General features: G+C 67.7%; 18 protein-coding genes. 5 read left to right on the top strand and 13 right to left on the bottom strand.

Annotated features, from left to right (window positions below; all coding sequences use genetic code 11):
- The 4 genes from V7787_RS30105 to V7787_RS30090 form a co-directional block, all read right to left on the bottom strand.
- Positions 1-702: a DUF3348 domain-containing protein gene (locus V7787_RS30105; RefSeq protein ID WP_336091020.1), complete on the bottom strand. Its 702-nt coding sequence runs from the start codon at positions 700-702 to the stop codon at positions 1-3.
- 169 nt (positions 703-871) lie between these two features.
- Positions 872-1273, bottom strand: a complete 402-nt coding sequence (locus tag V7787_RS30100) for a bleomycin resistance family protein (protein ID WP_336091019.1) — start codon at positions 1271-1273, stop codon at positions 872-874.
- Between the two features lie 72 nt (positions 1274-1345).
- Entirely contained in the window at positions 1346-2212 is an 867-nt protein-coding gene (locus V7787_RS30095; RefSeq protein WP_336091018.1) for an MBL fold metallo-hydrolase, read from the bottom strand.
- Positions 2209-3027 carry an MBL fold metallo-hydrolase gene (locus V7787_RS30090; protein ID WP_336091016.1) on the bottom strand — a complete coding sequence of 273 codons (819 nt, stop codon included), beginning with the start codon at positions 3025-3027 and terminating at the stop codon, positions 2209-2211. The genes V7787_RS30095 and V7787_RS30090 overlap by 4 nt, the downstream gene beginning before the upstream one ends.
- Positions 3028-3159: 132 nt before the next feature.
- Between V7787_RS30090 and gcvA the strand changes: the two genes are divergently transcribed.
- Positions 3160-4056, top strand: a complete 897-nt coding sequence (gene gcvA, locus V7787_RS30085) for a transcriptional regulator GcvA (RefSeq protein WP_336091014.1) — start codon at positions 3160-3162, stop codon at positions 4054-4056.
- Positions 4057-4077: 21 nt separating this feature from the next.
- On the opposite strand, the gene V7787_RS30080 is transcribed toward gcvA, so the two are convergent.
- Positions 4078-4308, bottom strand: coding sequence for a hypothetical protein (locus tag V7787_RS30080; protein WP_336091013.1), 231 nt, complete (start codon positions 4306-4308; stop codon positions 4078-4080).
- A 261-nt stretch (positions 4309-4569) separates the two neighbouring features.
- Here V7787_RS30080 and V7787_RS30075 point away from each other — a divergent pair, with 261 nt between their 5' ends.
- Positions 4570-5160 carry a hypothetical protein gene (locus tag V7787_RS30075; RefSeq protein ID WP_336091011.1) on the top strand — a complete coding sequence of 197 codons (591 nt, stop codon included), beginning with the start codon at positions 4570-4572 and terminating at the stop codon, positions 5158-5160.
- A 75-nt stretch (positions 5161-5235) separates the two neighbouring features.
- Here the strand turns inward: V7787_RS30075 and V7787_RS30070 are convergent, their stop codons facing one another.
- From V7787_RS30070 to V7787_RS30060, 3 genes are all read right to left on the bottom strand, one after another.
- Positions 5236-6549 carry an alpha/beta hydrolase family protein gene (locus tag V7787_RS30070; RefSeq protein ID WP_336091010.1) on the bottom strand — a complete coding sequence of 438 codons (1314 nt, stop codon included), beginning with the start codon at positions 6547-6549 and terminating at the stop codon, positions 5236-5238.
- 295 nt (positions 6550-6844) lie between these two features.
- Positions 6845-7975, bottom strand: a complete 1131-nt coding sequence (locus V7787_RS30065; protein ID WP_336091009.1) for an alginate lyase family protein — start codon at positions 7973-7975, stop codon at positions 6845-6847.
- A 430-nt stretch (positions 7976-8405) separates the two neighbouring features.
- The gene (locus tag V7787_RS30060) at positions 8406-8744 is read right to left on the bottom strand and encodes a cupin domain-containing protein (protein ID WP_336091008.1); all 339 of its coding nucleotides are present in this window, start codon (positions 8742-8744) and stop codon (positions 8406-8408) included.
- 154 nt (positions 8745-8898) lie between these two features.
- Here V7787_RS30060 and V7787_RS30055 point away from each other — a divergent pair, with 154 nt between their 5' ends.
- Positions 8899-9477: a hypothetical protein gene (locus V7787_RS30055; RefSeq protein ID WP_336091007.1), complete on the top strand. Its 579-nt coding sequence runs from the start codon at positions 8899-8901 to the stop codon at positions 9475-9477.
- Positions 9478-9613: 136 nt separating this feature from the next.
- On the opposite strand, the gene V7787_RS30050 is transcribed toward V7787_RS30055, so the two are convergent.
- The 4 genes from V7787_RS30050 to V7787_RS30035 form a co-directional block, all read right to left on the bottom strand.
- The gene (locus V7787_RS30050) at positions 9614-12484 is read right to left on the bottom strand and encodes a type 2 lanthipeptide synthetase LanM family protein (protein WP_336091006.1); all 2871 of its coding nucleotides are present in this window, start codon (positions 12482-12484) and stop codon (positions 9614-9616) included.
- A 95-nt stretch (positions 12485-12579) separates the two neighbouring features.
- On the bottom strand, positions 12580-12801 hold the full coding sequence (locus tag V7787_RS30045; protein WP_336091005.1) for a DUF6229 family protein: 222 nt from the start codon (positions 12799-12801) through the stop codon (positions 12580-12582).
- Between the two features lie 280 nt (positions 12802-13081).
- Positions 13082-14503 carry a carbohydrate-binding protein gene (locus V7787_RS30040; protein WP_336091003.1) on the bottom strand — a complete coding sequence of 474 codons (1422 nt, stop codon included), beginning with the start codon at positions 14501-14503 and terminating at the stop codon, positions 13082-13084.
- Positions 14504-14905: 402 nt separating this feature from the next.
- Positions 14906-15361 carry a hypothetical protein gene (locus V7787_RS30035; protein WP_336091002.1) on the bottom strand — a complete coding sequence of 152 codons (456 nt, stop codon included), beginning with the start codon at positions 15359-15361 and terminating at the stop codon, positions 14906-14908.
- Between V7787_RS30035 and V7787_RS30030 the strand changes: the two genes are divergently transcribed.
- Both V7787_RS30030 and V7787_RS30025 read left to right on the top strand, forming a co-directional pair.
- Positions 15360-15788: a hypothetical protein gene (locus V7787_RS30030; protein WP_336091001.1), complete on the top strand. Its 429-nt coding sequence runs from the start codon at positions 15360-15362 to the stop codon at positions 15786-15788. The two genes, V7787_RS30035 and V7787_RS30030, sit on opposite strands and share 2 nt — an antisense overlap.
- Before the next feature lie 42 nt (positions 15789-15830).
- Positions 15831-17948 carry an XVIPCD domain-containing protein gene (locus tag V7787_RS30025; RefSeq protein WP_336090999.1) on the top strand — a complete coding sequence of 706 codons (2118 nt, stop codon included), beginning with the start codon at positions 15831-15833 and terminating at the stop codon, positions 17946-17948.
- Positions 17949-17987: 39 nt separating this feature from the next.
- On the opposite strand, the gene V7787_RS30020 is transcribed toward V7787_RS30025, so the two are convergent.
- Entirely contained in the window at positions 17988-19058 is a 1071-nt protein-coding gene (locus V7787_RS30020; RefSeq protein WP_336090997.1) for an AI-2E family transporter, read from the bottom strand.
- Between the last annotated feature and the right edge of the window lie 116 nt (positions 19059-19174).

Genomic DNA, 19174 nt, shown 5'->3' with positions numbered 1-19174 from the left:
TTATCCATGCGAAGTAGTGCGCAGGGCCGCGAGCAGTCCCTCCGCCGGTTGTAGGCGAACATCCAGTTCGGCGAGCAAGAGGTTGCGCATGTCCCTGCGGAACGATTCCAGCCAGGCGTCGTCGGCGGCCTGGTTTTCTGCGGCCTGATTTTCTTCGGCGGCGCTCGCCGCGGCCACGCGCAAACGTTCGAAATGATCGGCCAGCAGGGTCTGCGCGGCGGACAGCAAGCTGCGCTCGCGCCGGCTCAGCGCCCGCTCCATCACCGCATCCACCGCCGCCAGCCGCGCCATCTGCGGGGTGCCGTGGGTCAGCATCGCCCGCAGCCGCTCGCGCAGGCGGCCGACGCCGGCCTCCATGGTTTGCTGCAGGGTCTGATAGCGCTGGCGGAAGAACGGGTAATCCGCGGCCGCGCCGGCCGGCGCGGCGAAGGCGGGATCGGCGGCGATCGCCGCGGCCAGCGCGGCGCGCACGCGCGCGCATTCGTCTTCGTCGACGGCGCTGAGGATCCGCTCATCGAGCATCGGCTCGGGCGGTTTGCCGTCCAGGGCGGTGGACAAGGCCACCGCGTGAGTCCAATCGATCCATTGGCTCAGCTGGTCGGACAGGGATTGGGTAGGCTGGGGAACGTCCGCGGCGGTCAGACGCGCAAGTACGCGGATGAACGTCGGGCCACGGACCGGCGCCCGTCGAGGTACTTGCATCATTACTGCGGGCTACGTTACAGCTGGCGAAAAGATCGCCAGTTTACACGCGAATGACAGCCCGCTGCTGCGGACGCGGCCCGCGCGGGCCCGCGGAGGCCCCGGAAAGCCCTGGATTCAGCGGATTCATGATCCGCGGCCGGCCCCTGGCCCGGACGGGCCCGCAGCGCTAGAAACCCCGCCCGATCCGGAATACATGCCCGTCGGGATGGCGCACATGCATCTCGCGCACCCGCCAAGGCATGTCGGTGGGCGGAAACACCACATCGACGCCCTGCTCCAGGCAGCGCCGGTGGACCGAATCGACATCGTCGACCCAGATCGACATCCACACCCCGGTCTCGGCCGCCGCATCGGCGTTTTCGCCGAAACTCTCGCGCGCCCCGCCGATGCCGCGCCCGCCTTGCCCGTTCAAACACATAAAGATCTCGCACTCGCCCGAACCGACGCTGCCGAAGGTCGCCGGCTCGCCCCAATCCCAGCATTTCTTCCAGCCGAGTTTTTCGAACCAATCGAAGCTTCGCTGCATGTCGGAGACGTTCAGGATCGGGGTAATCGCTTTGGCGTACATGGCAGTCCTTTGATTTGGCGCGCAATGCGTCGATGAGGCGGCGCAACGCGCCGACGGGGATCGCCCCGCATCTTACTCCCGCCAATCCAGCCACTGCCCCGGCGCCATGACCCGAACCGCACAGTCCTGCGCGCTCGCCGCCGCGCGCACGCGGCCGATCGGATCGTCGACCTCGACATACTCCTGCAGGCCGGCGATGCCGTAATGAATCGGAATCAGGCGGCGCGCGCCGAGAATCCTCGCCGCCGCCACCGCTTGCTCGGGCGTAAGCGTGCCGGGCTGGCCGCTGACCGGTTTACGCCAGCCGAAGCGCGCGCCGTTGACCGGCAGGAACGCCGCGTCGAACGGGCCGAACTGGCGGCCGATCCGCCACCAATGCCCATGCCAGAGCGTGTCGCCGCCGTGGAAGATGCGGCGTCCGCCGGCGCTGACGACCCAGGAGACTTGCGGGTCGCCGTAACCGTCGGACGCGGGCACCGCGGTGGCGGTGAAATCGCCGAGCAATTGCGGTTCCCACAGCGCGCTCGGCCGCGCCCGCGCGCCGGCCGGCAGCGGCAGCGGGTTGATGCCCGCCGCATGCACCAGCGCGCCGCCCTTGCTCAAGGCCTCGGCCGCCGCGCGCGCGTCGAAGTGATCGGGATGGCCGTGGGTGATCAGGACGTAGCTGTCGCCGACGGCGTCGCCGACCGGGATCAAGCGGTCCTTGAGCGCGGCGCCCCAGGCGTCGGGATTGGTCAGCGGATCGATGAACAAGGTCGCTTGCGGCAGTTGCAGGCGGATGCCGGCCCAGGCCAGCCGCTGGATGCGCAAGTCGTCGCTGGCCGCCGCCGCGCGGGCAAGACGCGCGGGCAAGCAGGTCGCGGCGGCCAGGCCGAGGCAACCGGACAGGAAGGTTCTGCGGCCGATACGCGGGCCGGACGCATCGATGCCGCGGCTCATGCGCCGACCTCGCTCGCGCTCAGCGCCGCATCCAGCGCGAACACCGATTGCGCGATCACCACCTGCAGATTGCGCCGGTGCCATTCGCGTTCGAACGCCACCGGCTCGACCCCGGGCGCCAGACAGGTTTCGATGGCGATGGCGGCGATGCGTTGGTCGACCGCTATCGCATCGGCGCGCAAACCGATCACCGTCTCGCGCAAGCGGTCCAGATAATGGATCGCGTGATCGAGCGCTTCGGCGGGAAAGCGGCCGATGTGTCCGCCGATCACGGTGCCGCGGCCGAGGCCGCGCACGCGCTGTATCGCGGCGCGGATCATCGCCGGATCGGCCTTGGACAGGTACACGATGCGGCCGACGATGTTGTCGCCGACGCAGACCAGATCGGCGCTGGGCACGTCCACGTACAGGTGATCCAGGGTCTTGCCCGGGTTGGGCTCGAAACGCAGTTGGTGACGGCCCCAGCGCAGGGTCATCGCGCCGTCGAACACCGCACGCGGCTCGCGGTACAGCGCGGCCTGCGGTTGGTTCTGCGACAGGAAGGCGTGCCGGTAATGGCGGTGGGCGAGCGTCAACGCCTCGGGAAACAACGACATCCCGGCGGTGTGATCGCTCATGAAATGGGTCGCCGCCAGCACCCGCACGGTCTTGTCCAGCTGCCCGCACAACACGCGGCGCAGCTGGCGCGCATCTTCCAGGCTGCCGAGCGAGTCGATCAGCAAGGCGTCGTCGCCGTCGATGAAGGCGGTGGCGACCGACTGGTGATCCTCGCCCACGAACATCAACACATCCGGGTGCAGCGTTTCCCATCTCATCGCGGCCGTCCATCGTTTCGATGGCGCAGCATCGCCAGCGCCGACGGCGGCGACAAACGAGATGTTTTGGCCCCGGCCTTAGAAAAACTAACTTGATAGGATGCGAACCCGGCCAGCGTCAGCGAGGCGAGCGTGCCATCCCGTCACCCAGTTCCGCTCAATGCGCTGCGCGCGTTCGAAGCGGCCGCGCGCAGCCTGAGTTTCCAGGCCGCGGCCGCGCAGTTGTTCGTCACCCCGGCCGCGGTCAGCCATCAGGTCAAGCGGCTGGAAGCGCATCTGGGCGTGCAGTTGTTCCATCGCGGCCATCGCGCGGTCGAGTTGACCGCCGAAGGCCAGGCGCTGGCCGCCTCGCTGGTCGAATGGTTCGCCCAGCTCGATCTGGCCCTGGACCGCGCGGTCGCGCCGACCGTCGCGCACTTGCGGGTGAGCACGGTCGAATCGTTCGCGGCGAAATGGCTGGCGCCGCGGCTGCACCGTTTCCACCGCGATTGCCCCGAACTCAAGCTGCGCATCGAAACCGGCGATGAGCCCAGCGATTTCGTCCGTGACGGTATCGATGTCGCGATCCGTTACGGCGCCGGCGGCTATGCCGGGGTCGAGGCCGAGCGCTTGCTGGACGCGCCGGTGTTTGCGGTGTGCGCGCCCACAGTGTCGCCACCGCTGGCGGCGGCCGAGGATCTGCGTTTACACACCTTGCTCCACGACGACAGCGCCGCCGGCCGTCCGGGCGTGCCGGATTGGGCCGCATGGCTGCGCGCAGCCGATGCGGGCGCCGTGGATGCGAGCCGCGGCCCGGTGTTCGCCAGCATCTATCTGGCTCTGGAAGCTGCGGCCGCCGGCCACGGCGTCGCCTTGGGCGTGGGGCCGCTGGTCGCCGACGATCTGCGCCGCGGCCGGCTGATCCGGCCGTTCGAGCTGTCGCTGAGCAATGCCTACGCGTTCTGGATCGTGCGCCGGCAAAACGCCGGCGCCCACCCGGCCGCCGACGCGTTTTGCCGCTGGCTGCGGCAGGAAGCCGCCGACAGCTGAAGCGGCCCTAGCCGGACGCGGTCAAGCCGTGGCCGCGTACTGCGGCTTGTGCGGACGCCAGCCGAGCATCCGCGCGGGCAGCATCAACAGCGCGTGCAGGAACGCGAAGAGCGCGTGGAAGGTGATGCCGACCAGACGGAACGGCAACAAGACCAGCCACACCACCGGCCACAGCACCAGCACCAGCAGCGCCAACGGCCAGCACAGGACGAAGAGGATGCACCAGCCAACGATCGCAACGAGCGTCTTCATGTTCGGGCTCCTTGTGCCCAGTCGCACCGCCGGACATCCGGCGCCAGCCCACACTGCGGCCGGACGCGGCGGCGGGCAATCGGCTTGCGACGAAACCGCCCGGGCGGGCGACCGAACCGATCCGGCGGCGACGAAAGCGGCCGGCATGCGACAGCGGCGGCTCGATTCGCGCCGGTTATAGTCGCCCACGCCGGTACGGAAACGCCGGCCGCCTGCGTCTGTACACACGAGGACGTCTCACATCCATAGAGGGATAACGCGATGCTCAGCCTCAAAACCGCTTTGTTCGGCCTGATCTCGGCCGCCACCGTCGCCGCCGCTCCGGCCGGCGCCGCCAGCTTCGAAGTCTGGAACGGCTCGGCCTGGTCCGCCAGCGGCACCACCCATCTGGTCGGCCCGGTCGACTTTTCCTATCTGAGCCAGTTCCCGTGCACCGCCGACTTCACCGTGACGGTGAACAACGGCGTGGCCACGGTGAGCCAGGCGCAGTTCGGCGGCAGTCAGTTGTGCGCGGCGATCTCCGCGCAGTTGCTGCCCTGGTCGATGCTCGCCTCGCCCACGCCGTACGCCGGCGCCAATCCGCCGTTCGCCGGCGCGCCGATGCTGACGCCGCAATTGCACGAGGTCAGTCTGACCGGGGTAAGGATTCGCTTGCCTGCGCCGCTCAACGCCAATTGCCCAGCCACTCCGAGCACCGGCGGCACCCTCGTCGGCGTGCTCGACAGCACCACGCAACTGAGCGCGCCGGTGGCCAACCGCTTCGTGTTCAACACCACTCTGGCGCCCTGCTCGATACGCACGCGGGCGAACCCGACGATGACCGCCAACCCGGCGCTGCGGATCGTGCCGTAAGCCTGCGCGCGTCTGCTGCGCCGCGTCAGCGCACGCGGCGCAGCAGGTGCACAGCTTCGCTCGCGCCGTTTCCGCTCAACGCGGCCGCGACGGCGCGCCGATGATGAAGTCGCGCATCCGCGCGAAATAATCCGCCGGTTGCCGGGTGGAGACGCGTTCGCCATCGGCGCGGGTTTCGAACTCGTACATGCCGTGGTCGGCGTCGGCGAATACCGCGTACTCGATGGGCCGGCCGGCTTGTTTGAGTTCGGCCAGACGGCGCAGGGTTTGTCCCGGCGGCGCGTCGCGATCCTGGCCGCCCAGCAACCAAAGCTGCGGCACCGCCAGATTGTTCAACACCGGCATCGGGTCGTAGCGGATTTCGATGCCCGCCACCATCGCCGGCGCCTGGGTGCGCAAATCCTGCGCCGATGCGCCGAGCATGAAGCCGCTGTAGTTGCCGCGGATCGCAGCGAACCACGCTTGTCCGGCGTACTCGCGCTTGAGTTCGTCCAGCCGTTCGAAACCGCTGCGGAAGCCGCTTTCGACGATGTCCGCGGTCGCATCTGCCACCCGCAAGGCCTTGACCACCGCATCCTTGCCGAAGCCGGCGCGGGCCAGATCGCCTTCGATCGCCTCGCGGTCTTCTTCGCGCGGCGATACCGCCAAGCCGAAGCTGACGATCACGAAATCCACTGGTTCGATCTGCGCGGCCAGCGGCGCCACCCAGCCGCCCTGGCTGCCGCCTTGATAGCCCACCCGTCCGGTTCGGGCGCCGGCCAATCGCCGCGCCTCGCGCGCGGCGCGCACCGCATCGGTCGCCAGCAGCAGGTAGTTCTGGGTGTAGCGACCGCCCGAGGCGCCGGTGCCGCGCTTGTCGTAAGCGAATACGCCGATGCCGGCGCTGGCGAATTGGCGCTGCAGCGAGTAGTCCTGCAACGCCGAGGAATGCTCGGCGCCGTGGATCAACACCACCAGCGGGACGCGCGCATCGCCGGGCGGCAAGGTCAGGCGCCCGGCCAGTTCCGCGCCGTTGCTTTCGAAGCGCGTTTCGCGCTCGATCAAGGCCTCGCGCCGACCGGACACTTGGTCGAAGCGGATACCGCCGCGCCCGCAGTCGACGATGTCGACGGTGTGTCCATCGGGGCGCTCGGTCCAACCATAGCTACTGGTCCAACGCCGCTTCGCCGATGCGGTCAGCGCGCCGGTGCTTCCGTCGATGCGCCGCCAGCGCAACTGCCCCGGCGCGCCGGGGCCGATATCCAGCACGCTGCCATCGTCCATGCGGTAGCTGCCGATCTCGCAGGCGGGCGGGATGGCGACAGCGGCCGCAGCCGCGCGCGCGTCTCCCGCGATGGCCGCGGCCAGCAGCAAGCAGGCGGCGGCTGAGGCGAATTCGAAGAATTTCATGCGGATCGTCTCGGGCGCTCGGCTTGGGTAAGCAAACAAACTGGTGGCCTGGCCCACGCCAGGTCAATCGCGCTGCGACGAAACGGCTCAATCGCGGCGCGAAACCGCGGATGCGTTCGCCGAGAGGGGGCGCTCGGCACGGCGGTCGCCGTGGGCAAAGTCAAAATGGGTTCCGGCTTTCGCCGGAATGACGGTTGGGGGCTGCGTATTGGTCGGTGGCGATCGCGGTCGGTTGCGGATATCGCGGCCCGCGCTTCGCCCATCGCCGGGCGAAGCGCGCAAGGACATGCAGCGATCAGTAATCGTCGCGACCGTGGGTGGCGGTCGAATAGCCCAGGAACTCGGCCGCGCTGCCGTCGGGGCGGCCGCGCTTGGTGGCGTTCTGGAAGTTGCCGATCGCCACGCCGCGATTCATGTAGCCGCTGACGGCGATGTCGCTGTAGCCGTCGTACAGGCCGTAGGAGCGGCAATCGCGCACGCCTTCGCCGTACAGGATCGACTTGGCCATGTACTCCAGCCCGCGCGCGAAGCGCGGCTGGGATTCGCCGTTGACGGTGTGCATCCACACGCTGGTGTCGCCCTGGATCGTCGCCATTTCCGCGCCCTGGGCGATGCCGGCCAGCGAATATTGCGGATGGTGGCAGTCGCGCGCCTTCAGTTCCTGCACCTCGCCGCTGCTGTAGACGATCAGCGGAATCATCTGCTTCATCCGGTTCAAGCCGGCGTTGTAACGATTGGCGTCGTCCTGATAGACCCCGGCCGACATCATCGCCAACGCCGCCGACACGCCCCAGTTGTTGGTCCGGCTGGCGGCCTGGCTGGCTTGCGCGTAGAGCTTGTTGAGATAGCCGTTGAAGCGATCTTGCTGGGCCGGCGACCAGCCCGCCGCGCCGGCGTTGTGGTGGCGGATGATCTCCGCCGCGCTCGCCCACACCGGCAGCCCCCACGCCGCCTCCAGCCAGGCCTGCGGCGCGTCGGTGCCCGGCGCGAGGGTGAAGCCGGTGAACCGGGCCGACCACGCGTCGAGGATCTGGATCGCCTTGTCGCGATTGCGCGTGTCGCCGCTCACCGTCCAGCGCAGCGCGTTCAAGTACGCGGCCATGCCGTCGTTCTTCCAGCGCCCTTCCTCAGGGCCGCCGGCGGCGCGCACCACCTGCACGGTGGCCAGCGCCTGATGGGCGTAGGTGTGCGAACCGCGGTTGTCTTGCAGCAAGCGGTTGTAGCCGGTCTTCATCGCGCTCGGCGCGCTGGATTGCACCGCCGCGCGCAGGCTGTTGAGGCGGGTCTGGGTGACCAGCAAGCCGGGATGCTTGAACGGCGGCACCGCGGCCGGGGCGATGTCGCGCTCGGCGGCGTCGCTCGCGGTCGCGTAATGATCGTCGGCATAAGCGGCGCCGGCCCAACCCGCCAGCAGGGCGATGGTCATGGCGCTTGTGGCTGCGTTGCGGAAGCTGAGGCGGAGCATTCGGCTGGGCGACATAAGATTCCTCGCTCGGGTGCTGGTTGGTGGGGATGAGGCAAGCTCGGGCACGGACCTGCGTCGGCGGCGTGTCCGGGTGGATGTCCAAGGTATCGGTGACGGCGTCCGCGACAACGCGCATCGGCGGCGGCGTTCGGCTACACGCCAGGCGCGTTGGGATGTCGGGAGCGGAAGTCATGCTGCATGACTTCAAAACGAAAAATTGCGACTCGCTGTGTATTAGCGGACTCGCCGCGGCCGGCGAAATACAGGGCGATTTCGCAATTCCGAATTCTGCTTCGCGTCCGAATTCTTGGCGATATCGCAGGCGTAAAACCAAAGTCGTACGCGGCGTTCAATGATTCATCTGCAACCAATGCCGCGATGCGTCGCGCGTTCAGACCACGCCGCTGTCGTCCGACACCGGCGAGGGATGCAGATGAACCGCCAGCCACAGCGCGCCGTCGGACACCCGCAGTACCGTATGCGGCGTTCCGGCCGGCAAGAACAGGTGATCGCCGGCCTTGAGCTCGACCGTTTCGCCGGCGACGTCCATCGCCGCGTCGCCGCGCACCAACGCCACCCATTCGTCCTGGCTTTGCACGTACTGCATCGGCGCGATGGCGGCGGAACTGACGATCCGCTCCACCACCAGATTGTTGTGGGTGAGCAAAGCCTCGAAGCGCTCGCCTTCAGCGGGCGCGGCGGCATCGTCGAACAAGTTTCCGGTACGCATTCGAAACATCCTCCGGCTGAGCGTGCGGTCGCCGATCGCGCGAAGGTTCGGCTTCGGCCCGCCCGCGGCGTCTATACCTAAGGCCGATCGCCCGCGCATCGCGCCGGCGGCCCGGCCGCTCGCATCCACGATATTCGACTCAGGAGATAAGGATATGCCGCACATCGGAATGTCGAAATTCAAGACCGCGCTGCTGACGCTCGGCTCGGCCCTGGCCCTGTCCGCGGCGAGTTCGGCCTGCGCCGCCTCGTTCGAAGTGTGGAACGGCTCGAGTTGGGTGAACTCCGGAAGCACCCACTTCACCGGGCCGATTTCCATCAGCTACATCGGCATGTTGTTGCCTTGCAACGCCGATCTGGGCGTAACGATCTCCGCCGGCACCGCCGCCGTGACCAGTTGGACGCTGAGCGGCTCCACCGCCTGCGCGGGCGCCACCGCCCACAACCTGCCTTGGCCGATCTCGGTGACGTCCTATTCCGGCCCCAACCCGCCGTTCACCGGAGCGCCGCTGCTGGCCGGTCCGCTGTACGAAGTCAGCTTGAGCGGCATGCGTTTCTACCTGCCGCCGCCGATGAATGTTTATTGCCCCAGCAGCGCCGGCGCCGCCGTGCTCAAAGGCGTCATCGACGCGGACGGGAAACTCGTGTTCAAACAGAACGTCGGGCCGTGTTCGATCCAGACCCGCGCCACCTTCAGCTTGCAGTCGTCCCCTAAGGTCAGAGTCGTTCCGTAAGCCCAGGCCAGCGAAAGGCCGCGTCCGCTCGCGAGCGCGGCCTTTCATGTCGCCGACAAACACCACCCACCGTCATTCCGGCGAAAGCCGGAACCCATTTTGATCTCGCTCCACCACGCCGATACCGCGCAAACGCTCACGACACCGCAAGCGCCTCATCCGCCTGCGCCGCGCGCATCCGCCCCCCCGCGCCGCGCCGGCATTCCAGCAACAACGGCGAGGCCAGATCGCAATCGGGATGCATCCGGTTGAGGCCGTGAACCGCGCCGGCCAGACCGGTCATCAACCCGGGCGTGAACGCCTTGCGGGTGATGCCGCCGACGATGCCGTGTTCCTCGATCGCCGACACCACCTGCGCGGTCGCGTCTTCGCGATCCACCGCCGAGCCTTCGGGATCGATCTCGGCCGCGCGCACCAGCAACTCCCACAGCGAGAAATCGCCGTGGCACAAGGTGTGGGTGAAGCCCCATTGGCCGCGCGCCAACGCCGCGGCGCGGCGCAGATCGCGCAGCGCGCGCGGGTCGCCGCTGCGCGCGTACCAATCGCCCGCGGCCAGGCCGATGCCGACGCCGCCGTTGCACCAGGTCGGGAAATTGCCGGCGCTGTCGACCATGCGCACGTCGCGCCAATTGCCGGTCGCGGCATCGAACAAGGAGTCCTGAAACGCGAACGCCGCCTCGGCCAGCTCGCGCCAGCCGCGCCGCTCGGCCTGGCTGCCGGCCTCGGTCGACGACAGCCGCGCCAGCGCCCAGCCGATGCCGTAACCGCCATGGGCGAAACCGCCGATCGGATCGGCCAGACCCAGCGTGCGCCAGTACGCGCCGCGCTCATCCCGCGATGCCGAGGACTGCAGATGCCGCGCCGCGCGCGCCGCCAACGCCAGCCAACGCGCATCGCCGCTGACCCGGGCCAGTTCCAGCAACGGCACGATCGCGCCGCTGCTGCCGTCGGTGATGTCCAGGCTCGGGTCTTCGTCGAAGCCCTTGCGCTCCAGCGCCTGCGCGCAGGCGAGCGCGCGTTCCAGCGGTTCGGCCTTTCGCGACAGATCGTGCAGCACCAGCCAGGACCAGATGCGGCTGCCGTCGCCGGTCAGGCCGCCCACCGTCGCTGGCGTGTCGGCTTCGATCAGCGTACCGAACGCGTGCAGCGCGCCTTGCAGCGCTTGGTCGACGCCGGCGACTTCGTCGGCACGCCCGTGTTCGACCTCATTCTGATAACCGGCCAGGGCGACGGCCACGCCGCCCAGACCGAAATACACGTCGCCGCCCAGCGGCTGCACATGCCAGCCCTTGCTGCCGAAACTCTCCGGCGTCACCCAGGTCGCCGAACCGTCCTCGCCGCGCACCGCCAGCCGCAACAGGCGCTGGGTGGTGTCGGCGGCCAGGCGGCGCCTGCGTTGTTCCAGCCCTTCGCGCTGCGGCCGACGGGCGTAGTGGGCGCGGCTGTCGCGCTCGCTCGGCCCATCGGTGCCGCTGTTGAGCTGGGTCACCACCAGGGAGCTGCGGATGGTCATTTCTTCCAGATCGATCCGCATCTCGCGCCAATTGGCCAAGGCCGCGCCCACCCGCTGCGCGCTCAGCGATTCGGCGAAGATCGGGATGTCGCCGTAACGCAAGTCTTCGATCTCGCTGTCGATCTGGGCTTGCGGCGTCGGCTCCCCGTTGGCGCCGCCGGCGAACAACTTCTGCGCCCGCTCGATCGCCTGTTGCTCTTTGTGCAGCGAGGCCGGGTGCCAGAGCATGCGGCCGATCTCGACGTAGAGCTGGGTCGCGCGGCGCACGTCGCGGACGCGGCAGCCTTCGAAGGCGGACATCAGTTGCGCCAGCGCGCCCTGCTCATCGAGTTGGCGCAAGCGTTGCGAGGCCTCGATGAAGGCGTCGCTGATTTCGTCCCAATAACGCGACACGTCCGGATTGGGGCTGGGATGGTTCTGCGAGATCGACATATCCGCTTCGACCAGTTGCACCCGCGCCGCGGTGGTGCCGTCGTCGGCGATCACCGGCACCTGCAGCTGCGGTTGCTCGCCCGGCAGCGCGCCGGCCGCGGACAGATCGGCGCGGCCGAATCCCAGCACCGGCGCGCGGAACGGCACGATGCCGGTGCGCAACACCGAACTTTCGATCATGGCCTGAGCCAGATCGTAAGCCTGCCCGTAACCGGACACGGCCACCGGCCGCGCCGCGGAGAACAGACTCTCCACATCGACCACCACCGGCGTCGGCCCGGCGGCGATCAGGTTTTCCAGATGGATATCGGTGCCGCCGAGCAGACGCAGCATCGCCAGCCAATGGCCCAGGCCGCGATAGAAACCGCGCAACTCGGTATCGCCTTCGCAATAGCGGTGCTCGATGAAACCGGCCCAGCCGTACTCGCCGCGATCGATCACCGCCGGCACCCGGATACGCTCGGCGCCGTCGAAAACCCGCGCCAGAAAGCTGTCGAGCACCGCGTCGATATGCAGCGAGCGCGGCTTGTACATCACCCGTCCGCCTTCGAACGACAAGCGCGCCACGGCTTGTCCGCCGGCATGCAAGTCGCCCTGATCCAGGGTGATGCCGATCAGTCGGCCGGGCGCGCGGCCCAGCAGTTCGGCCAGATCGGCGCGGTCGGCGATCAGCCGCGCGACCAAGGTTTCGATGCCCGCGCACTGTTGGCTCAAGGCCCGGCGCAGGCGCGGCAGCAGCGGCGGATAACGCTGCGCCAGCAACTCGGCGAATTCGGCGCTGAGCGCCTTGTCGACGAACTGGGCGAAGCGGCCGGCGTCGTCTTCGGCGGTGAGTTCGCCCAGGTGCTTGGCCGCGTGCAGTTCCAGCAGCAACACCCGGTTGAGCTTGAGCCGCGCGTTCTCGTACAACGCTTGCAGCGTGGCCGCGCGAATCAGCTCAAGTTCGTCGGCATCGATGCCGGGCGGCAAGGCCGCGAGCCGGACATCGAGGGCGGCGCGCGCGTCGGCGGTGAAATGATCGGTGATCGGGCCGAAGCCCTCGTGGATACGGCTTTCGGCCATCGCGGCGGCGACCTGGAATCAAAGTGAGCGATGCGGGGATCGAACCAAAACGACGCGCAGCCCGAAGGCTGCGCGTCGTGGAGCGTGCGGCTGCTTCAGATGCAGCAGTAGCAGCGGCCGCTCGGGCAGGTCGAGATCGAAGTGGAATGCGTGATCGGGGCCTTCATCGCGTCGCTGACGGCGCTTTCCCCTTCCAGATAAAGCGGACCGGCCGGATTGTCGTAACCGTCGACGCTGTCGGCGCCGCTGAGCCAGCCTGAAACGAGTTCACTGCTTTGCATTGCAAGTCCTCCCTGAGTACGGATGTCGCCCAGCAAGCGGCCATTCCATGCGTCGAAATCCCGCCGCACCAGGCATCGATTTCTAGCTGTGTGGGCCCCGCGCCGACCTCGATAACGTCGGCTGCATGCATCCGGAGACACCACCGCCGCACTCTAGGCGTGCGCGTCGGCCACTGTCAAATGCACCGTTGGTCGAATATCGATTCCCGCATCGACAGCGATTGCGCCATCGCCACGACAACGTTCGCGATCTTGCGCACTGCATCATCGAAGCGACCGGCGCCGCCCCACGACGGCGCCGGTTGCTGCCAGATGTTCAAAGCCGGGTGATGCGGATCCAGTTGATGTTCCAACCGCCTTGCTGCGCATAGACGCCGACGTTGTAGGTACCCGCCGCCACGCTGACGGTGTGCGCGACCGTGGTCCAGTTCTGCCAGCCGCCGGTCGCCGGCACCTGCACCTGTCCAAGCAGAATGCCGCCGCCGTTCAGATCCAGCGACAACGCGCCGCCGCTGGGGCTGGCCACGCGATACTCGACCCGGTAGTTGCCGCTGGCCGGGAAGGCGATGTTGTTGTACGCCATCCAATCGCCGGTCTCGATCCAGCCGACGTTGGAGCCGCCTTCCGAACACGCCTCCACCTGCACGCCGCTTTGCGCGCTGAAGCTCTCGGCTTCCTGCAGATGCGACCAGGCCTGGCTCGCGCGCGACACCACCAACGAGCTGACCCGGTCGTTGAAGCCGTCGTCGACCAGGCAGGCCGCGTCGGCGGTCTTGGTCACGCTGGCGCCGCTGAAGTTGTCGCCGTCGTACAGCGTGGCCTGGTAGCCGGCGTTGACCCGCAGCGACGACACGTCGTCGTTGGGTATGCCGCGCGCCTGCAACTGCGCCAGGGTGTAGCTGCCTTCGGGCAGCGCCACCGCATTGCCGCCGTAATTGCAGTGCTGATACGCGGTGGCCACGCCGGTGCCGCCGGGGCCGGCGCTGTACACGCGGACGTAGTCGACGAGCATCTTCGCCGGCAGCCGGCTTTCGTCGATGTTGAAGCCGGGCCAGTTGCCGCCGATGGCGAAGTTCAACAACAGGAAGAAGTCGCGATGGAACTCCTCGGTGCCGTTGACGCCGTTCTGGATGTTGGCCTCGTGGAACTTGTTGCCGTCGACGAACCAGCGGATCGCGTTGGCGTCCCACTCCACCGAGTAGGTATGCCAGTCGGCGACATTGAGCGCGGTGTTGCCGCCGTACTGGGCGTAGTTGCCGTTGTGGTCGCGCCAGTGAATGGTGCCGTAGCTGCGGTCTTCGTTGTTGACGTGCTCCATCACGTCGATCTCGCCCGAATCGGGCCAGCCCACCTGCGGCATGTTCGCGCCCAGCATCCAGAACGCCGGCCACGCGCCCATGAACGAGGGCAGCTTCATCCGCGCCTCGATCTTGCCGTATTTGAACGTGCGCACGCCCTGGGTCTTCATCCGCGTCGAGGTGTAGCGGAAGCCGCCGAAATCCTCGCGCCGGGCAGTGATGGCCAAGGCGTTGTTCTCGATGCCGGCGTTTTCGCGCCGGTAGTACTGCAACTCGTTGTTGCCCCAACCGCCGCTGCCGTTACCGGTTTCGAAGACCCAGTCCGGGCCGATCGAACCGTCGAACTCGTCGCTCCAGACCAACTGCCAGTTCTGCGCCCAGGCGCTGCTGGCGAACAGGGACACGACCAGGAACGCCGCAACCCGCTTCAGCTGTTTCATGGTTTCTCTCCTCGTGGGGATGGGCTACACCCCGCAACGACGGGACACGACGCAGCCGCGTCGCCGCACTCGGGTGCGGCGCGCGAACGCACCGGAAAGATTCGCGATGGCGGGTCCCGCCTTCCTCCGGCGACGCTGTCCCGAGCGCGCTGGAGGGCTCCGATCCTAGGCGAGCAGGTCGCGCCACGTACGGCGGGCGACGGCAGTCCGGCGGTTTTCGCCCGAATGCGTGACGCGTGCACGCTCGGTGCGTGAAGGCGTGTTGAGATGCTTGCGCGAATTGTTGCTTGGCAATATTCCGCAGCGGCGACGACAGCGGGCCAGAGCCGAAGCGCATCGCTCAAGCGCAAACGAAGAAGGACGCCGTGCGGCGTCCTTCTTCGTTGCGACGGGTTCGCGGGATTACTTGGCCCGCACGATCTCGAACCCGCTCACGTCCACGCCCAGATTGAAGCCGCGGCCGGTGCCGCTGACCGCCAACGACACCTGGCCCTTGGTCATGACCAGGCCTTCGGCGCTCTTGACCACGCCGGCGTTGGCGCCCGCGGTGACGTAGGTGCCGTAGATTTCGCTGACGTCCTTGAGCTTGGTGAACTCGCCCTTGCCGTTGTCGATGCTGTACTTGCCCGCGGTCAGGCCGGCGCCGCGGACGTGGATGACCACCTTCGCGCTCTGGCCGTTATCGCAGGTGACCCGGCCGCTGCCGTTGATGTGCTTGTAGATCACCGCCCAGCCGGAGGTATCGAAGGTCATATGGCATTTGGTCTCGGCGTTGGCGGCGGCGCGCGCCGGTTGTACGGCGGACGTGCCGGCCATGGCCAGAGCGAGGACGGCGATACCAGCGATGCGCATGCTCATGAGCGTTCTCCTTGATGAAGTGGCGAGACCTCGCCGACGCCCGCGGGCGCTGTTGAGGCTACCGCTGCAAGTTGAATCGCCGGCCGTTAGCGACGCGCGAAAAATGCCGACGCAGCCTGAACGGTTGGCTCCAGTGCGCCGTATTGCGAAACCAACCACCTATTCAGCATCGCGCATCGTCGATCACGGCCGCCGGCTTAACGCAGTGTTTACCGCGGCTCTGAAACGATCCTTTACGGACACGAATCGTCGGCGCATGCCGAACCTCGCCGACGACTTCGCCGAATTGAAGAAAGGACTCGCCATGATCGTGTCATCGCAGCATCTCACCGGGCGCCGTCGAGCGCGCCGACTTCTCCCGAACAACGCCTCCAGCGCGCCGGTTCTGCCGCCGGCGCCGGCCTTCGGCTTGCCCGAATCGGCATAACGCCGCCGATACCGCCCCACCTTCACCTGCGGACACTCCCCCATGGCCCAGATCAAACCCATCAACTCCAATACCGTCGGCGTCACCTATTCCGAATCGGAAAAGGGCAACGGCGAAGAGGTGGCGATCGGCAAGAAAGCCGGCATCGATTTCGGTCCGGTCAAAGCGGTGGTCGTGGTCAGCGGCAAGCACAAGGACAACTACCTTGAGAACGACGATGGGTCCGCCACCTACACCTTGACCACCGATGCTTCGGTGGCGGCGAAGGTCAGCGGCAAGGCGGCCGTCGCCGAGGCCAGCGTGACCGGGACGCTGGGGAAGAAGGAGCAATACGAGGTCACCATCCCCAAGGACCACGTCGCTACGACCGACGCCAGCAAGATCACGCCCTACACGATGGCCACCGGCGACGTCCCGGTCGGCACCAAGCTCAGCATCGACAGCGCCACCTACCGCAGCGGCAAGCTCGAAGGCGCATACGGACGGATCGCCGCCGAGGTCAACATCAAGGACGAAAGCAGCCTGGGTCTGGTGGTCGAAAAGACCGGCGAGAGCAAGATCCGGGTCACTGCAGGGCCCAAGTACGCGCTCAATTACTACCTCGGCGCCGGCGCCAAGATCGGCGACGCCAAGCTGATGCTGGGCGCGAGCAACGACGACAAAGAAAGCACGCTGAAGACCGCCGAGTTCGATCTGGCCACCGAGGAAGGGCGCAAAGCTTACGAGGGCTTCCTCAAGGACGGCGCCCTGCCCGATGCCAACAGCAAGGACGGCCGCGCGATCGCCAGGGTCTCCACCGTGGAAACCAAGGAAGGCGCGTTGGACATCGGCATGAAGCTCGAGCTGGATCTCAAAGAGGATCTGCCCGAGCGCAACGGCAGAACCGATCAGGTCAACCTGTCCTCGAAAATCGAGTGGAGCCTGGTCAAGAACGGCACCAAGGACGTCGTGACCACCTACCCCGACGGCCGCAAGGAGATCGTGGGTTCGCGCACGTTGACCGGCGCGCTGGTGCCGGACACCTCGACCACGATCACCCAGACGTTCAATGCGCCGCCCGAAGAGGGACACACGGAAAAACTGGTCGGCAAAACCGGCGACAGCACCTGGCTGACGATCGAAGGCAAGTACGCCAAGGACGGCAGCGGCCAGTCGCTGCGCACCGAGATCCACCCCGGCGCCACCGTCGAGGTCGCCAAGAAATTCGGCCCCGGCGGCGTGGAAGACACCGTCGAGCGCCGCTATGCGATCACCATGTCGCAGACCGACGCGGCCGCGCTCAACGCCGCCTTCGGCAGACAAGGCCAATCCGACGCCGTGGCCGCGGACGGCAAGAACGTCACCCTCACCCTGACCGAAGCGGAGGCGGCCCAGTTGCAGAAGATGGCGCGTTCGGCCGCGAGCGGCATGCCGGTGGCCGAGGCGCAGCGTTACAGCGCGATCTGGTCCGCGCGCGCCGAACCCAACCAGAGCACCGAGGACTTCATCGCCGAGCTCACTAACGGCACGCCGGTCGGCGGCCAGGGCATCGCCGATACGCTGTCGAAGATATCGACCCGCGCGGCGAGCAAGCCGGAATTCGCCGCCAACGGGCAGAACATTTCCGAGCCGAGCTATACCCGACTGCCTGGGGCCATCGGCGCCGCGACCGCAGCGACCGCGACGCAGGCCCAACCGGCCGCGGCACCGACTCAACCGGCCGCGACCGCCGCGCCGACCGCGCGCACCGCCGCCGACCGCAACCACCCCGACCACCCGCTGCTGGAAAAAACCAACACCGGCGTGCGCGAACTCGACCGCGGCATCGGCAAGCCCTGGGACAGCGACAGCGAACGCCTGAGCGCGAGCGCGTTCAAGCTGGCGGTGGCGATGAACTTCAAACCCGGCGACGACATCGCCGTGGGCGTCAATCGGCCGACCGCGCAGCATGCGGCCGGCGAGTTGCTCATGGTCCACCGCCGCGGCCCCAACGCCTCGCCCGATCCGTCCGCCAATCACGCCGCGATGCCGATGAGCGAGGCCTTGGCCAAGCCGGCCGAACAACGCCTGCAAGAAGCCGATGCGATCCGTCAGGATCAGGGCAGCCAGGCGCAGCGGCAGCAAGATCAGCAAGCGCGCGAGCAGGAAAACCGCCCGAGCAAGGCGCCCGCGGCGCCGTAACCCACGCGTCGCGCGCTTACCGGCGCGACGGCCGCGGCGTCAGACCCAGCCCTGCTCGACCAGCTCGCGCTTGACGTAAGCGTAGTAAATCGGCGCCGCCACCAAGCCCGGCATGCCGAACAGCGCTTCCATCATCAGCATCGCCAACAGCAGCTCCCACGCCCGCGCCTGGATCTCGCCGCCGACGATGCGCGCGTTGAGGAAGTATTCCAGCTTGTGGATCAGCACCAGATACAGCAACGCCGTCGCCGCGACGTACACCGACACCGACAGGCCGGCCACGGTGATCAGGGTGTTGGAGATCAAATTGCCGACCACCGGCAACAACCCGACCACGAAGGTCAGCACCACCAGGGTCTTGGCCATCGGCAAGTGCACGCCGAACAACGGCAGCACGATCAGCAGGAAGACCGCGGTGAACACGGTGTTGAGCGCGGAGATCTTGATCTGCGCGAACACCACCCGCCGGAACGCATCGGACAGGCGCGAGGCGCGCGCCAGCATCTCCGAGCCCAGCGGCCCCAGCTTCAGCGGCTGCAGCTCCTCCTGCAGCGCGATCATCGCGCCCAGCACCATGCCGATCAGCAGCCGCGCGCCCAGTTGCACCGCTTCGGCGCCGACCAGACTCAGGTCGCCGCGGTGTTCGTCCAGCCACGCGCTCAGCGCGTGCTGCAATTCGCTCAAATCTTCCGGCAGATACGGCCGCGCCCACGGCGGCACCTGATTGCGCGAGGTGTCGATGATTTCCATCAGCCGCGCCAGCAGCGCCTGCTCACCGCCGGTATCGGCGCGGAAGAACGCGATCAGGCCCAGCGTCACCAGGGTCAGGCCGCCGATCACCAGCGCCGCGATCAGCACCACCGCGAACAGCCGCGCCCACTGCCCTTTCACCCGCCGGTCGACCAAGCGCGCCAGCGTGTGCACCAGCTGGAACACCAGCAGCCCCGACAGCAGCGCGCTGAGCAGGCCGAACTTGAGCACCAGGAACAAGGCCGTCGCCGCGAACACCCAGGCCGCGATCCGCCCCGGCGGCGCCTTCAGCGATACCGACGGCAACTTGGAAGCGGCGCCCGCGCCGGCCGGTGCCGCGTCTTCGACGAAAGGATCCATTGCGCGGTTCCAGGGACTCGATGCGGCATTGTAGTGGGGCGTTGCCGGGTTGTACCTCAGCCTTTCGACCCGGCGGCCGCGGTCCGGCGCGATGGCTTGGGTCGGGCCGTGGCCGA

The sequence above is a fragment of the Pseudomonas sp. CGJS7 genome, assembly GCF_036961695.1.
This window is presented reverse-complemented; position numbering and strand designations above follow the sequence as displayed.

What these genes read in the sequence shown, in the direction of transcription:
- V7787_RS30105 (WP_336091020.1), bottom strand. Translation starts at nt 702, where the DNA reads ATGCAAGTACCTCGACGGGCGCCGGTCCGTGGCCCGACGTTCATCCGC.
- V7787_RS30020 (WP_336090997.1), bottom strand. Translation starts at nt 19,058, where the DNA reads ATGGATCCTTTCGTCGAAGACGCGGCACCGGCCGGCGCGGGCGCCGCT.
- V7787_RS30070 (WP_336091010.1), bottom strand. Translation starts at nt 6,549, where the DNA reads ATGAAATTCTTCGAATTCGCCTCAGCCGCCGCCTGCTTGCTGCTGGCC.
- V7787_RS30025 (WP_336090999.1), top strand. Translation starts at nt 15,831, where the DNA reads ATGGCCCAGATCAAACCCATCAACTCCAATACCGTCGGCGTCACCTAT.
- V7787_RS30060 (WP_336091008.1), bottom strand. Translation starts at nt 8,744, where the DNA reads ATGCGTACCGGAAACTTGTTCGACGATGCCGCCGCGCCCGCTGAAGGC.
- V7787_RS30040 (WP_336091003.1), bottom strand. Translation starts at nt 14,503, where the DNA reads ATGAAACAGCTGAAGCGGGTTGCGGCGTTCCTGGTCGTGTCCCTGTTC.
- V7787_RS30065 (WP_336091009.1), bottom strand. Translation starts at nt 7,975, where the DNA reads ATGACCATCGCCCTGCTGGCGGGTTGGGCCGGCGCCGCTTATGCCGAC.
- V7787_RS30030 (WP_336091001.1), top strand. Translation starts at nt 15,360, where the DNA reads ATGAGCGTTCTCCTTGATGAAGTGGCGAGACCTCGCCGACGCCCGCGG.
- V7787_RS30075 (WP_336091011.1), top strand. Translation starts at nt 4,570, where the DNA reads ATGCTCAGCCTCAAAACCGCTTTGTTCGGCCTGATCTCGGCCGCCACC.
- V7787_RS30095 (WP_336091018.1), bottom strand. Translation starts at nt 2,212, where the DNA reads ATGAGCCGCGGCATCGATGCGTCCGGCCCGCGTATCGGCCGCAGAACC.
- V7787_RS30100 (WP_336091019.1), bottom strand. Translation starts at nt 1,273, where the DNA reads ATGTACGCCAAAGCGATTACCCCGATCCTGAACGTCTCCGACATGCAG.
- V7787_RS30080 (WP_336091013.1), bottom strand. Translation starts at nt 4,308, where the DNA reads ATGAAGACGCTCGTTGCGATCGTTGGCTGGTGCATCCTCTTCGTCCTG.
- V7787_RS30050 (WP_336091006.1), bottom strand. Translation starts at nt 12,484, where the DNA reads ATGGCCGAAAGCCGTATCCACGAGGGCTTCGGCCCGATCACCGATCAT.
- V7787_RS30055 (WP_336091007.1), top strand. Translation starts at nt 8,899, where the DNA reads ATGCCGCACATCGGAATGTCGAAATTCAAGACCGCGCTGCTGACGCTC.
- V7787_RS30090 (WP_336091016.1), bottom strand. Translation starts at nt 3,027, where the DNA reads ATGAGATGGGAAACGCTGCACCCGGATGTGTTGATGTTCGTGGGCGAG.
- V7787_RS30035 (WP_336091002.1), bottom strand. Translation starts at nt 15,361, where the DNA reads ATGAGCATGCGCATCGCTGGTATCGCCGTCCTCGCTCTGGCCATGGCC.